This window comes from Pseudarthrobacter sp. L1SW (genome assembly GCF_020809045.1).
Classification (GTDB): domain Bacteria; phylum Actinomycetota; class Actinomycetes; order Actinomycetales; family Micrococcaceae; genus Arthrobacter.
The window spans coordinates 1,088,316-1,102,007 of record NZ_CP078079.1 but is presented as its reverse complement, the minus strand read 5'-3'; the positions used below and the strand labels follow the sequence as shown (position 1 = coordinate 1,102,007).

At 65.7% G+C, this 13,692-nt stretch carries 14 protein-coding genes; 8 read left to right on the top strand and 6 right to left on the bottom strand.

What is annotated here, in order from left to right:
- Positions 1 to 13 precede the first annotated feature (13 nt).
- Positions 14 to 697 (bottom strand): hypothetical protein, encoded by a 684-nt coding sequence (locus KTR40_RS05150; RefSeq protein ID WP_228405499.1) that lies wholly within the window; start codon positions 695 to 697, stop codon positions 14 to 16.
- Between the two features lie 92 nt (positions 698 to 789).
- Positions 790 to 2,043, bottom strand: a complete 1,254-nt coding sequence (locus KTR40_RS05145) for a S8 family serine peptidase (RefSeq protein ID WP_228405498.1) — start codon at positions 2,041 to 2,043, stop codon at positions 790 to 792.
- Between the two features lie 173 nt (positions 2,044 to 2,216).
- On the opposite strand from KTR40_RS05145, the gene KTR40_RS05140 reads away from it, so the two are divergent.
- Positions 2,217 to 2,669 carry a DUF4383 domain-containing protein gene (locus KTR40_RS05140; RefSeq protein WP_139028401.1) on the top strand — a complete coding sequence of 151 codons (453 nt, stop codon included), beginning with the start codon at positions 2,217 to 2,219 and terminating at the stop codon, positions 2,667 to 2,669.
- A 102-nt stretch (positions 2,670 to 2,771) separates the two neighbouring features.
- Here KTR40_RS05140 and KTR40_RS05135 read toward each other — a convergent pair whose 3' ends face one another.
- Positions 2,772 to 3,443 (bottom strand): hypothetical protein, encoded by a 672-nt coding sequence (locus KTR40_RS05135; protein WP_228405497.1) that lies wholly within the window; start codon positions 3,441 to 3,443, stop codon positions 2,772 to 2,774.
- A 116-nt stretch (positions 3,444 to 3,559) separates the two neighbouring features.
- Positions 3,560 to 4,366 carry a CPBP family intramembrane glutamic endopeptidase gene (locus tag KTR40_RS05130; RefSeq protein ID WP_228405496.1) on the bottom strand — a complete coding sequence of 269 codons (807 nt, stop codon included), beginning with the start codon at positions 4,364 to 4,366 and terminating at the stop codon, positions 3,560 to 3,562.
- A gap of 213 nt (positions 4,367 to 4,579) precedes the next feature.
- Here KTR40_RS05130 and KTR40_RS05125 point away from each other — a divergent pair, with 213 nt between their 5' ends.
- Positions 4,580 to 5,305: a hemerythrin domain-containing protein gene (locus KTR40_RS05125; protein ID WP_228405495.1), complete on the top strand. Its 726-nt coding sequence runs from the start codon at positions 4,580 to 4,582 to the stop codon at positions 5,303 to 5,305.
- Between the two features lie 72 nt (positions 5,306 to 5,377).
- Here the strand turns inward: KTR40_RS05125 and KTR40_RS05120 are convergent, their stop codons facing one another.
- Positions 5,378 to 5,608 carry a hypothetical protein gene (locus KTR40_RS05120; RefSeq protein WP_139028398.1) on the bottom strand — a complete coding sequence of 77 codons (231 nt, stop codon included), beginning with the start codon at positions 5,606 to 5,608 and terminating at the stop codon, positions 5,378 to 5,380.
- A gap of 189 nt (positions 5,609 to 5,797) precedes the next feature.
- On the opposite strand from KTR40_RS05120, the gene KTR40_RS05115 reads away from it, so the two are divergent.
- Positions 5,798 to 7,753 (top strand): S8 family serine peptidase, encoded by a 1,956-nt coding sequence (locus tag KTR40_RS05115; protein ID WP_228405494.1) that lies wholly within the window; start codon positions 5,798 to 5,800, stop codon positions 7,751 to 7,753.
- Positions 7,754 to 7,771: 18 nt separating this feature from the next.
- Here KTR40_RS05115 and KTR40_RS05110 read toward each other — a convergent pair whose 3' ends face one another.
- On the bottom strand, positions 7,772 to 8,728 hold the full coding sequence (locus tag KTR40_RS05110; protein ID WP_228405493.1) for a hypothetical protein: 957 nt from the start codon (positions 8,726 to 8,728) through the stop codon (positions 7,772 to 7,774).
- Positions 8,729 to 9,040: 312 nt separating this feature from the next.
- On the opposite strand from KTR40_RS05110, the gene KTR40_RS05105 reads away from it, so the two are divergent.
- The 5 genes from KTR40_RS05105 to KTR40_RS05085 all read left to right on the top strand — a co-directional run bounded on the left by KTR40_RS05105 (position 9,041) and on the right by KTR40_RS05085 (position 13,593).
- Positions 9,041 to 10,030, top strand: a complete 990-nt coding sequence (locus KTR40_RS05105) for a 2-keto-3-deoxygluconate permease (protein WP_228405492.1) — start codon at positions 9,041 to 9,043, stop codon at positions 10,028 to 10,030.
- On the top strand, positions 10,027 to 11,229 hold the full coding sequence (locus KTR40_RS05100; protein WP_228405491.1) for a four-carbon acid sugar kinase family protein: 1,203 nt from the start codon (positions 10,027 to 10,029) through the stop codon (positions 11,227 to 11,229). The genes KTR40_RS05105 and KTR40_RS05100 overlap by 4 nt, the downstream gene beginning before the upstream one ends.
- The gene (gene pdxA / locus KTR40_RS05095; RefSeq protein WP_228405490.1) at positions 11,229 to 12,233 is read left to right on the top strand and encodes a 4-hydroxythreonine-4-phosphate dehydrogenase PdxA; all 1,005 of its coding nucleotides are present in this window, start codon (positions 11,229 to 11,231) and stop codon (positions 12,231 to 12,233) included. The genes KTR40_RS05100 and pdxA overlap by 1 nt, the downstream gene beginning before the upstream one ends.
- 84 nt (positions 12,234 to 12,317) lie before the next feature.
- The gene (locus tag KTR40_RS05090) at positions 12,318 to 13,100 is read left to right on the top strand and encodes a DeoR/GlpR family DNA-binding transcription regulator (RefSeq protein WP_228405489.1); all 783 of its coding nucleotides are present in this window, start codon (positions 12,318 to 12,320) and stop codon (positions 13,098 to 13,100) included.
- An 82-nt stretch (positions 13,101 to 13,182) separates the two neighbouring features.
- Positions 13,183 to 13,593: a hypothetical protein gene (locus tag KTR40_RS05085; RefSeq protein WP_228405488.1), complete on the top strand. Its 411-nt coding sequence runs from the start codon at positions 13,183 to 13,185 to the stop codon at positions 13,591 to 13,593.
- Positions 13,594 to 13,692: the final 99 nt, after the last annotated feature.

The following is a 13,692-nucleotide window of genomic DNA, read 5'->3' as shown; positions in this document are numbered from 1 at the left end:
GGAGCCTGGCCGGCTACCCTGGGAACCCGAAGCAGGGGAAGAACTCTTCCACTCCCGGCCGGGCAATTTCGATGCAGCGTGACTTCACCTGGGTCAGGGATGCCTCGGTGTCGGTGCCCGCAGCCGTCAGTCCGTTGACTGCAACTGAAACAGTGGCTGTGGCAGTACGACGCAGGTTGTTGCCGGTCGAGTTGACGTTGCCCACGCCCGGGAAGTTCTGGTGGTCATGGCCGGTGTCATGCTCAAGCGGCCCCGTGCCGGTCCACGATGCCGCGAGGCTGATGGTCACCGGGTTGCCGTCCCCGTCCGTCCCCGGCAACTGCGTGGCAACGGACGCGCTGGTCAGCCGGGGATCCACCACCAGCGGCGCCATGTTCTGGCCATCCGCCTGGAACAGCACCGCGCCGCCACCGGCCGCGGTACCGATCCCGCCGGGCGCCACCGCACAGATGTCCGTAATGCGCACCAACACGCCTGTCAGGCCCTGCTTGTTCACCGGACCCGGTTGACCCGCGTACATGGCCAGGCTTGAGGAGACGAAGATTTCTGTCCGCTCGCAGCCGGCGGTGGCCACCACCGCTGCCGAACCGTGGGTGCTCGAAATCGTGTGGTAGATGTTGGGAGGAGCGGCTGCAGCCGGTCCTGACCCCAGGGACAGCAGGGCCACCGTGCAGACGCCCAGGACCAAGCGCTTCATCAGATTTCCTTTATCCGCTTACTCCCAAATTAAGCCTCCCGGGCGGGGGCGTCCAGAGGACTATGGACCCAACAATCCGGCGCCCCCGGCACTCACAAAAGTCCTTGCCGGACGGCCAGGTCTGCGTTCACGCGGCCGTACTTCCACCAGGTTTCCATGCCAGCCTTCAGCTCGGCTGTTGATTCGACATTTGCGCGGACTGAGTTGTTGTCGGCGCCTGCATGGGACTTCCACGCAAGGGCGGCCACCGCGGCAACGATTGGCGCGGCCATTGAGGTGCCGCTGCCGATGTCATAACCCTGGGAACGGCCGTTCTGCCTCCCGATCACGAACTTGTGGTTGGGGAAGGTGGAGTAGACACTGACTCCCGGTGCGGCGACGTCCACCCAATCGGCGCCGTAGGTTGAGAACGAGGCTTTGGAATCCGTGTTGTCGGTAGCTCCGACGGCAATGACGTTGGTATAGGCGGCCGGGTACATCATGGACGTGCTGCTCCCGTTGCCTGCTGCCGCCACGAGCACCACATTCCTGCTCCAGGCATTGTTGACGGCAGTTTGAAGAGTGGTTGATGCTCCCACGACGAGGCTCATGTTGATGACCTTCGCGCCACTGTTGACCGCCCAGTTGATGCCGTTGGCAAGGCCGGAGCTTGAGCCCATTCCTGTGTCGCTGAGGACTTTGCCGGCCAGAATTTTACAGCCAGGGCAAACACCGGCGACGCCAATGGAGTTGCCGCCGATGGCGGCTACGATGCCGGCGACGTGAGTGCCGTGGCCGTAATTGTCCTCATTGTTTCGTGCAGTGGTGAAGTTTGCCCGTGCCACAACCTTCGGGTTGATGTCCGGGTTGTCGGTTGCGACGCCGGAATCGAGGACCGCAACTCCGATCTCACTCCCGGTGGTGACGCTCCACGCTTCAACGGCGTCCACGTCGGCGTCAGGCGTTCCCGCGTCAACAGTCACAGTGCCGGCGGTGTTGGTGAACGATTGGCCATCATTTTGCAGGGCGTACTGGTCCGGGAAGTATTGGTCATTTGTGGCAGGCCTGACGATCTTGTCCGGCTCGGCATACTCCACCACAGGGTTCCGGCTGAGGGCTTCAATAAGTTGAAGTTCCCGCCCCTCCGGCACCTTGATCAGCTGTGCACCGGTGCTGCCGATTTCAGGGCCCTCGCTGAGGCCGTGCCCGCGCAGCGCACCCGCGGCAGCGCGGTCGTCGCGGAATTTCACCATAATCTGGCCCGCGATGAATGACGGCTCAGCAGCAGCATTGCCCTGGGCCGCAAATGTAATTCCACTGAATCCTATGATTGCCGCCGCGAAACCGGCGATGGCTGCTTTTTTCATACGGTTATCTTGCTCGCATCATGAGTGGCTGGATAGAGCACTCGTATAAATCATTTTTAAGTGCGCACCCATCCGAAATGCGATATGACCCGAATTGCTGGCGTAACCCTTTGGGCCGGCAGGTAAAAACCTCCAGCTGAACCCATAGACGCATATCGCATTCAGGAGAAACCATGGCAACTCACACGAACACAGGCTTGGCAACCCGCACCAACGTGCAAAAGGCATCACTGGCTGTGGGTGCAGTATTCCTGCTGGTCGGCGTCCTCGGCTTCGTGCCGGGCATCACGGCCAACTTCGACCAGCTGCATTTCGCCGGCCACCACTCCGAAGCCATGCTGCTGGGCCTCTTCCAGGTCTCGGCCCTGCACAACATCGTCCACCTGCTCTTCGGCGCAGCCGGCATTGCCCTGGCCCGGACTGCGGGCGGAGCGCGTTCCTTCCTGCTCTACGGCGGCATCATCTACCTGGTCCTCTTTGTCTACGGCCTGGTGGTTCCGCAGGATTCGGCCGGCAACTTCGTCCCGTTGAACGGCTTCGACAACGTCCTGCACCTGCTGCTCGGCGTTGGAATGGTGGCCCTCGCCCTGGTCCTCACCAAGGGGCACAGCAAGGCGCACGCCTGAACCCTTTTCCGGACGACGTACCGGCGCCCCTTCGGGTTACGAAATGCTCCCGGCCGCAGCTCCCGCTGCTGCCGGGGGCATTTCGGTTCCTGCTCCCGTGCGCTACTTGAGGCTGAGCACCTCGTCGATCGGCCGTCCATTGACGAACACCCGGGCGCTTGTGGCCCCCGCGGCCGTCATGGCGGTGTACTCCAGCTGTGCCTTCGCGCGCGGAATGTCGCACACGCCGCCGAGCATGAACTGCCCCTCCAGATAAATGGTGATGGTGCTGCCGTCCAGCTCGCCGCCCACATACTGGAGGTCCGATTGGTACAGGACGTTCACCAGCCCCGACATGCCGACGTCGCGGCTCTTGTTCGCCAGCAGCGCGCCGACGCTGGGGCCCACCTGGTCCGTGAAGCGGACGGGTGCGGTGGTGGTGGCAACAAGGCTGTCGCCGCAGCCGATCCTGGGCCCGGAGATGCCGTTATCGTCGATGGCCACGTAGTAGACCGTCAGCGGGGCCACCTGCTCGGGAAGGCCGGGCGGGGCGGGTTCCGCCGTCGCCGGCGGACTCGCTGGAACGGACGACGGCGGCGCTGTCGCCGTGGGGGATGCAGTCACCGGTGCGCTGGCCTGCGAGGTGGGGGTCGCCGTCGTCGTGGCCGTCCCGGAGGAGCCCGGGGACGAGGCGCTGCCTGTGGGCGACGGGGACGGAGGGCCGAAACAGCCTGAGAGCGTGAACAGGGCGCAGAGCCCCAGAACGCTGAATGCCGAAACCCTGGGCTTGGTCATGATGCCCCCTCGCGCTGGCCCCGCTGTTCCGGGACTCTCCTTCAACCTACGCTTTAAACCGCCTCCCGGAACAGGGACTTAGGTCCGGCGCCAGCGCAACGGCAGGTCCCGCTGCGCTAGTGGACAGGCTTGAGTTCACTCCTGGCAAGGTTGCGGCTGCCGGCATACGCCGTGACAGCCAGGGCAAGGACGGCGGTCACGCCGGCCAGGGCGTACCACGCCACAAGGTATGGGCCGCCTCCCTGCAGTTCGGAAAGGAAGAACCTCGCGTAGCTGTTGAGGGCGGCGTGGAACAGGATGACCATCGGCAGGCTTGCGTGGGAGCTGTTGTAGAGCCAGGCGAGCACCACCGACTGTCCCAGGATGTAGATCGCGAATGGGGCAAGGGGCCGCTGGCCCGGATCCGACACGAATTCGGGAAGGTGCCACGGCAGCCACACCAGGCCTACCAACACTGCGGCCGCCAGCGCGCTCCGGCCGCGCTGCAGCCGCGGCAGGAGAAAGCCCCGCCAGCCCAGCTCCTCGAAGATCCCCACGATGACCACTGTGACAGCGATGGAGCCGGCAACCTGCAGAAGATCGGACGGTTCCCAGCGCGGGACCGGCGCTCCGGCCATGACGGCAGCCCCAAAGGCGATGCCCGCCACGGCCAAGGGCACACCCAGCGCAACGCCGTACCATCCCGGATGGACCCGCCACCGCCCCAGCTGGCGCAGAAGCCCGAACAACTCCCTGCGGCCACCCGCCGTGACGGCAACCAGGACGGCGGCCAGCCCCGGCCCAAACGGAACCAGCGGGCTGCTCACCGGGTTCAACAGGACCAGCGGCCAGATGGACCACGCGATAACGTATGCCAGCACAAGGTAAAGCAGGACGTCATGCCGGGCCGCCCACCCGCGCGGCCGATGGCTGTGGGTCGTCATGGCAGACCTTCTTTGAATGTCCACGGGTCATTTTAAGTCTGGCACTGGCCACGGCGGCATTACAGGCAACGGCGCCCCCTAACGCACATTGGGTAGGCAGTTCCGGCGAGCCGAGGGACCCGTCCTGCAGGCCATTGTGCGGCCCGGAGGCGAGCGATACGATGCTCCCGGGGAGAGGTCCTGGTCTCGATTCAGCGCCGTTAGGGGCCACCGATGACCGACTTCTTCACCATGCAGCCCGGCGAGACCGCGGCTCCACTTCCGTCCGGGCCGGTCCTGTGTACCGGGACGGCGGCCATGCGGCGCATCCACCGCTTTTTCCTGTGGGCCTACGACGAAGCACCCGGCCTGGTGCGTTCCGTAAGGCCCGGCGATACCGGCCGGGCCGCGTACGTGGGTGAGGTGCTCGGGAACTTCGACAAGGTGCTCCACGTCCACCACGAGGGCGAAGACCTGCTCATGTACCCGCAAATTGCGGAGCGCGCGCCGGCCTGCGCCCTGCACGTGGGCCTGATGCTTGAACAGCATAAGCAGGTCACGCAGCGGCTTGAGGCCATCGAGCCTGTCAGGCTGCGCTGGATGCAAACGGCGGACACCGAGGCGGGCACGGAACTCGCCGACCTCTACGAGGACCTCTCATCCGTCCTCAAGGTGCACCTCCGCCGTGAGGTCACCGAGGTGATGCCCGTAGTGGACCGGGTGATGAACCAGAAGGAGATGGAAGGGGTGGGCCAGCACGGGATTGAGCAGTTCGACAAGAAGTTCATGGTGGCCTACCTCGGCATGGTGCTTGCCACGAATCCGCCCAAGGACCGGGCGGAACTGTTCAAGGAAATCCCCCTGCCGGTCCGGCTTGCCTACCGGCTGGTCGGACGCCGCATGTACCGGCGGCAATACTCCACGCTCTTCCCTGGGCGCCCGATTCCCGCCACGCTTTGAAGACGGGCGCCACCGCGAACTCCTGCCAGTTAGGATCCGCTGGGCGGGGAACGCCACAGGAGGCGCAAGGTGCTATTCGGCGGCCTCGTCGTTCGCGGTTGTCTCGACCCAGTCGATGGCGTCGTCGGGGAAATAGTGCCCCTGGGTTTCACTTTGGCTCGCCCACCATGAATCGTCACTGGGCGGTCCGCCCGCCTGGGCAATCTCTGCCACCACCGCCGGCGGGACCACGTCGCCGTTGTTCTCGATCAGCCACTCCTTCGTGGATGGCTGCAGTTTTGCCCACCACTGTTCGATGCTCATAAAGCCACTGTGCCACGCCGGCAAACCTTTGAAAGGAGTTGCGGGATTCCCCCTGCGGCTCGCCAGCGGCCGTGGCCCGGACTGCTCCTGTAGACTTTTCTAGGTCCACAGCGGCCGGTTTTCTGGGCGGGACCCAGCGTCGGGACAGGCTTCGGGCTCAGCCGGAGTGCACAGGGGGGAAAGATAACCATGCCATCTTCGAAACGACTGCTGGGCGCCCTTGGCGCCTTCATGGTTGCGGCCGCTGTTCTGCCGGCAGCCTTGCCAGCTGCTGCGGCAACCTCTGCTGTGGCGCCCGGCCAGCCCGACCAGGGCGGCACAGAACGGTACCTGGTCAGCTTTTCCCCAGGCGCCGACGTCGCCAACGAAGCCCAGGGCCTGCGGTCCCAGGGCGTGGCCGTGGGAAAAACCTTCTCCGCCGCGGTGCGGGGTGCAGTTATCACAGCCACGAAGGGGCAGGCCGCTGCCCTGGCCCGTTCGCCCCGGATCGCGGCCATCGAGGTGGACGCGCCCGTTTCGCTGGATGAGACCCAACAGTCGCCGCCGTGGGGGCTGGACAGGATCGACCAACAGTCGCTCCCGCTCTCCGGCACGTTCACGCCGCCGTCCTCAGGGGCCGGCGTCAACGCCTATGTGATCGATACCGGAGTGCTGGCTGCGCACACGGATTTTAGCGGGCGGGTCGCGGCGGGCTGGACCGCCGTCGCCGACGGATTGGGCAGCGGCGACTGCAACGGACACGGCACCCACGTTGCCGGAACCATCGCCGGCAGGACGTTCGGGGTGGCGAAGGCCGCGACCATTGTTCCGGTTCGCGTCCTTGACTGCGAAGGCTCCGGCTACGATTCGGACGTCGTCGCGGGCCTTGACTGGATTGCGGCGCATCACGCCGCGGGGACACCCGCCGTCGCCAACCTCAGCCTAGGCAGCGGGGCCAACAGTGTGGTGGACGCGGCCGTCCGGGGCGTCATCAGCGACGGCGTCACAACAGTCGTGGCCGCAGGCAACACCGGGGTGGATGCCTGCACCCGGTCCCCCGCACGGGTGCCCGAGGCGCTGACTGTGGCAGCCAGCGATTCCTCGGACCGCCAGGCATGGTTCTCGAACCACGGCAGCTGCGTTGACCTCTACGCGCCCGGCGTCGGCATCCTGTCAGCCGGGCACACCTCGACGACGGCGACGGCCACCTTGAACGGAACGTCCATGGCCGCCCCGCACGTTGCCGGGGCTGCGGCCGTAGTCCTGTCCCAAAACCCCGGGCATGCGCCGGCAGGAGTTTCCGCGGAGCTAACCTCAGCCGCCGTCCCGGGTGTTATCACCGGCGCGTCACCGGGCACGCCTAACCGCCTGCTCAACACGGGCCGTGAGGCCTGGCTCCCTGCTCCTGTGGCGGCAGCACGGGACTTTACCGGCGACGGTCTGCCCGACCTCCTGGCCCGGGACACCAACGGCACCCTCTGGACCTACCCCGGCACCGGCAACGGCCTCTTCGGCTGGCGCATCAAAGTCGGCGACGGCTGGAACGTCATGACCGCCATCAGCGCCGCCGGCGACCTCACCGGCGACGGCAAACCCGACCTCACCGCCCGCGACACCAACGGCACCCTCTGGACCTACCCCGGCACCGGCAACGGCCTCTTCGGCTGGCGCATCAAAGTCGGCGACGGCTGGAACGTCATGACCGCCATCAGCGCCGCCGGCGACCTCACCGGCGACGGCAAACCCGACCTCACCGCCCGCGACACCAACGGCACCCTCTGGACCTACCCCGGCACCGGCAACGGCCTCTTCGGCTGGCGCATCAAAGTCGGCGACGGCTGGAACGTCATGACCGCCATCAGCGCCGCCGGCGACCTCACCGGCGACGGCAAACCCGACCTCACCGCCCGCGACACCAACGGCACCCTCTGGACCTACCCCGGTACCGGCAACGGCCTCTTCGGCTGGCGCATCAACGTCGGCGACGGCTGGAACGTCATGACCGCCATCAGCGCCGCCGGCGACCTCACCGGCGACGGCAAACCCGACCTCACCGCCCGCGACACCAACGGCACCCTCTGGACCTACCCCGGCACCGGCAACGGCCTCTTCGGCTGGCGCATCAACGTCGGCGACGGCTGGAACGTCATGACCGCCATCAGCTAGTGCTCTGGATGTATCTAGCTACGGCGCGGGACGCGTCCCCGAGTCCGTGCTCGGCCCCCGTGTTGCAACGAAGTTCCAATCGAAGGACCCGTCAGAATGCAACGTCAGCCGAAGGAATCCGTGTGTGTCGCTGAACCGCTTCTCGATGTAGCGCGGACTACTGGTGAAGGGGCGGAGTGCAATCCCGCCCGTGGAAACCTGGAACGCCGTCATCCCGTCGTCGACGCACTTGTCCTTATTGTTCACCGGACATGACCGCTCGTAATTGTGCTGTGATCCTGACAGGGTCAGGCGGACCCGGTGCTTCCACATCACATCGATCCACGGCTTGTGGTCGCCAGCCCGCTCGTGCTCGGCCGTGGTCGACGTGAAGTAGGGCTCATGGTGCACCACCGCCAGGTGCTTCCCCGCCTCCTTCGCGGCGGCGAGGTCCCTGTCCAGCCATCTTGTCATCGCCCCGGCCTGTGCGGGGTTGTACCGCCAGTGCGCTGAGGACAGGAACGCGAAGTGCCAGTTCCCAAGGTCCTTCGAGTACGCCTCCCCGTTGCCGATGCGTCCACGCTCCATGTTGATCGCAGCCTTCTCCGGAGACCCCGGGCACTGGCCGTTCATGAAATTGTCGAGGTCCTCGTTGCGGCCGGGTTCCCAGTCATGGTTGGGGGCCGAAACCCAGTACAACTTGGGCATCGTGCCACTCCACAGGGTAGCCCAGTAGTTCACGTAGTCGTCGCAGTAGGCGGTGTCGTACTGGAAGTCGCCGAGACCCAGGAACGCGTCGATCTCGTTGTCCTGCACGAGCCGGGTGATCGCAGCAGCGTTCCGGCCGGACGGGCTGTCAGGGTCAATGTTCCCTGCGTCGTTCATGTCGCCGACGGCAGCGATCCGTACGTCAGGCGTGGCGGACCCGCCCTGCTCCGGGGCACCCGTGCAACCCGCGGTAGAGACCGCCAGAATGGCGGCGGCGGTCGCGGCCACACTCCGGAAGAATCTGGGACGAGTGAGCGCTGACCGCATCGGGCAACCCCTTCGGGAATCCGGACCGCAAGACGGCTTGCGAGGGACAGCAATGCGCACCGGACTTCTGATATTCCCCAAGCCCGGTGTTGCTGTCAAGGGCGGTGCCAAGGGCAGCGCGCCTGCCGCCGGCACGGCGCTTGAAAGGAAATAGTCTTGCGCGTTTCGCGCATATGGGCTTGCGCTAAACGCGCATTACTCATTATGATCCTTATCATGGTCGAAGCCGGGCGGCTCGATCCCCCTCTCCCCCGACAACAATGAGGTTGCTGCATGTCTGTTCCGATCAAGGCCACCATGGAAAAAGTCCCTGGCGGCATGATGCTGATCCCCCTTCTCATCGGTGCCCTTCTGGCCACTTTCGCGCCTGACTCTGCCAAGTTTTTCGGCTCGTTCACGGGCGCTCTCTTCACCGGCGGCACCACGATCCTGGCCGTGTTCTACGTCTGCATGGGTGCAAGCATCGACATCAAGGCCACTCCTTACATCCTGAAGAAGGGCGGCGTCCTTTTCGGCGCCAAGGTCCTGTTCGCGGTGATCATCGGTGTCATTGCCGGCAGGTTCATGAGCGAACTTCCCATCGAGGGCGGGCTCCTTGCAGGTTTGTCCGTCCTGGCCATCCTGGCAGCCCTGAATGACACCAACGGCGGCATGTACATGGCGCTCATGGGCCAGTATGGTAAGCCGAAGGACGTTGCCGCCTACTCCGTCATGACGCTTGAATCCGGTCCCTTCCTGACGATGCTGACGCTGGGCGTCGCGGGCCTGTCGGCCTTCCCGTGGCAGGCCCTGGTGGGCGCCATTATCCCCCTGCTCCTTGGAGTCCTCCTGGGCACCCTCGACCCGGCCATGCGTAAGTTCCTGTCCTCCGCGGCGCCGGTTCTTATCCCGTTCTTCGCCCTCGCCCTCGGCTTTGGCCTGAACCTCGAAAAGGTGCTCAGCGCAGGCCTGCTGGGTATCGCCCTCGGCCTGTTCGTGCTGATCGTCGGCGGCGCTGTGCTCTTCTTCGCTGACAAGCTGAGCGGAGGCACCGGCCTGGCCGGTCTTGCCGCTGCCACAACCGCCGGCAACGCGGCAACGGTCCCCATGCTGGTGGCTGCAGCCAATCCTGCATACCTCCCCGCCGCCGGACCCGCCACCGTCCTGGTTGCCGCTTCTGTCGTTGTGACCGCCATCGGTTGCCCCATCATCGTTGCCTGGTACGCCAAGCGCCTCAAGGCGAAGGAAGCCGCAGCAGCACCTGAGGTTGCGCACGCAGTATGACCACCGACTCAACCCCGTGCTGGGCAATCATCGCCGACGACCTGACGGGAGCGGCAGATGCTGCCGCAGCCTACGGACCCACGCACAGCAGTTCTGTAATCCTCGACGTCGACGGCACGTGGCCCGAGGCTAAGATCCTTTCGATCAACACCGAAAGCCGCTACCTGGCGGCGGCGGAGGCGGCCTCTGCCGCCAGCTCCGCCGTCGGGCGTGCCCTGGAGCAGGACCGCAGGATCTTCAAGAAGGTCGATTCGCTGCTTCGGGGCAATGTCGGCGCTGAGGTTGCGGCAACACTGACAGGGATCACCCGGGGCCGCGGCAAGGCTCTGGCCATCGTGGCTCCGGCCTTTCCGGGCACGGGCAGGACCACGCAAGGCGGCATCGTCCACGTCAACGGCCTCCAGAACACTGGTGGAAGCTTCGGGGGTGACGTCACCCAGGCACTTGCCGCCGGCGGCCTCACCGCCGAAGTCGTCGCCGGAGCGCGCGGACGCACGCCCGAGGAACTCGCGCGGCAGCTGCGGGCCGTGCACGCCCGCGGAATTGACGCCGTCGTACTGGATGCCTCCTCGGACCAGGACCTGGGAGCCATCGCAGCAGCCTCGGACCTTCTGGACTTTCCCGCACTCCTTGTGGGCTCGGGCGGACTGGCGGCGCACATCTCGGCACGCGAAGAAGGAACTGCGCGGATCGCGCAGCCCAAGCACGTCAGCAGGACGCTGACGGTGATCGGCAGCTACTCCAGCCTTGCCCGGCAGCAAACCGAGGCGCTAGTCGCCGCCGGCGCTGAGCACATCACGCTGGACCACAACGCGCTGGAGGGGCCAGCCGTTTCCCGCGAGGTCGCAGAAGTGATGACCCGGAACGACGTCGTGCTGACGCCGGACCCGATGGGCGTCGTGGACAAGTCGCAGGCGCTTGTGGTGGCAGAGGCCCTGGCCCGCGCCACCGCGGCGGGCGTCGGGCACTGTGACGCCCTCGTCATGACCGGCGGGGAAACGGCCACGGCGGTTTTGAAGGCCCTCGGCGCGGGCAGCTTCACTGTCCTCGGCGAGATAGAGCCCGGCGTCGTGATGAGCCTGCTGCCCGAGCCCCTTCCCCTGCTGGTCACCAAGGCCGGCGCGTTCGGGGACGCCGGTACGCTGGCCCGGACCACACAATTTCTTACTGGCACAACGACTGAAATGAGTATCAAATAATGGGACGCCCGATTGTTGCCATCACCATGGGCGATGCAGCCGGCATTGGCCCGGAAATCATCGTCAAAGCACTGGCTGACGCGGAACTCCGGTCGAAGGCCCGCATGCTGGTAATCGGCGACCTCCGCCGGCTGCAGCTTGCCGCGGACATCGTCTCCAGCCCGCTGACCCTGCGCAGGGTCTCGGAACCGTCGGAGGCTTTGTTCAGCGAGGGCACCATCGATGTGCTCGACATCGACTGCATCCCGGCGGACCTCGCGTGGGGTGAGCTCTCGGCCGCTGCCGGCCACGGTTCATTCCTTTTCATCGAGAAAGCCGTCGCCCTGGCCATGGACCGCCAGGTGGATGCCATCTGCACGGGCCCGCTGAACAAGGCGGCCCTGCACGCCGCCGGCCACAAGTACCCTGGCCACACCGAACTCCTCGCCGAACTGACCGGCACCGAGGAAGTTTCCATGATGCTGACCGCCCCCAAGATGCGGGTCATCCACGTGACCACGCACATCGGCCTGATCGATGCGATCGCCAAGATCAACGGCGACCTGGTCTACCGGACCATCAAGCGCGGCTATGAACTGCTGCAGGCCTCCGGCATCGAAAACCCGCGGATCGCCGTGTGTGCCATCAACCCGCACGCAGGCGAGAACGGCCTGTTCGGTTACGGGGAGGAGGCGGAAAAGATCCAGCCGGGCATCGAGAAGGCCCAGGCGGACGGGATCGACGCTTTTGGCCCGCTACCCGCAGACACCCTCTTCTTCCTGGCCGGCCGCGGCGACTTCGACCTCGTCGTGGCGCAGTACCACGACCAGGGCCACGGCCCGGTGAAGGTTCTCGGGCTGGAGAACGGCGTCAACATCACCGTGGGGCTTCCCGTGGTTCGCACATCCGTTGACCACGGCACTGCCTTCGACATCGCGGGCAAGAACGTCGCGGACCACGAGTCGCTTCTGGAGGCCCTGCGGCAGGCGGTGGATCTGGCGCCGTCGCGTGACGAGGCCGTCTAGGGGAAAGCATGCATAACGGCCGGTCAGCGTAGAATTGCTGACCGGCCGTTGCCGTCCGCAACTGCCATGGGAAGGAGACCGGGAATGCTCAGCGCAAACGCGCGGCGCGAGGAGATCTACCACCTTGCCGTGACCACCGGCCTGGCCTCCGTGGAGGAGCTTTCGGCCCGGTTCGAGGTGACCGCCTCCACGATCCGCCGCGACCTTGCGCTGCTGAATTCGCAGGGCCGGCTGGCTCGCACCTATGGCGGGGCGATGGCGCTGCGTGCGCACCCGGAGGCGTCGCTGCGGCAGCGTACCGGCGAGGCGTTTGAGCAGAAGCACGCCATCGCCCGCTGGGCCGCGTCCGTAATCCAGCCCGGAGAGTCCATCCTGCTCGACGCCGGCTCCACCGCGGGTGCCCTTGCCCACGAATTGCGCGGGTTTGATCGGTTGGCGGTGACGACGCCGGGCATCAACACACTGCAGGAGCTGGCCGATTCCGAGGGCATCGTTGTGGACTGCCTCGGCGGCCGGCTCCGGAGCGTTTCGCAGAGCTTTGTGGGACCGCTGGCCGAGGCTGGGCTGGAGCGGATGAGCTTCGACCGGGTATTCCTGGGCGCCGACGCCGTCACCGCCGAGGACGGCATCTGCGAAGCCGACCACGCCCAGACCCGCCTCAAGGAGCTCATGGCCCGCCGGGGCCGGGAAGTCTACGTGTTGGCGGACTCCTCCAAGCTCGGGCTGCGGCCCTTCCACGCCTGGGCACGGCTCGCGCTGCCGTGGACCCTGGTGACGGACGACGGCGCCGACCCCGGGCAGGTGCAGAAGTTTCGGGATGCGGGGGTACACGTTGAGGTGGCCAAGGTGGGCGGCACCAACGGATAACTGGTTGACGAGCAATTACGCCATCGTTAGGATTTATCCACTGCGCGCTGGGGAGCCCGACACGAAACGGAAGGACCCCGGAATGAACCGCATGACCCGCTTCGTCCTCACCACCGGCGCTGGCCTGGCCCTCGCCCTTACGGCGTCGCCGGCCCTGGCCGCGCCGCCCTCCGATTCACCCGGCAACCCCGCGCAAGTGGGACATGTCGAATACAGCTACCCCAATGGGGCATCCTACGAATACCGCGGCGTCGCCCGAGTCATCGAAGAGGGGTACTACACCACAAACTCCCGTGATCAGATGACAGTGCAGAACGACGACGGCACCATGTCGACGTTTGACTACAAAACGCACTACATGCTGAACCAGAAGGTGACAAAGATGAACAGCACGAGCACCTTTACTGAGGACGGCGAGACCTGCCGCAACAGTTCCCAGACCGTTACCACCAACGGTGAGACGCGCATGCACAACTCGCAGTCGGACTGCTAGCACGAGGGTCCACGTCTGAGGCGCTGCCGGAGGGAATGACCGCGGAATTCGGAAGGCTCCGCCCACTGCCTCCGTTACGGCCTGGGAACCTGACGAGAT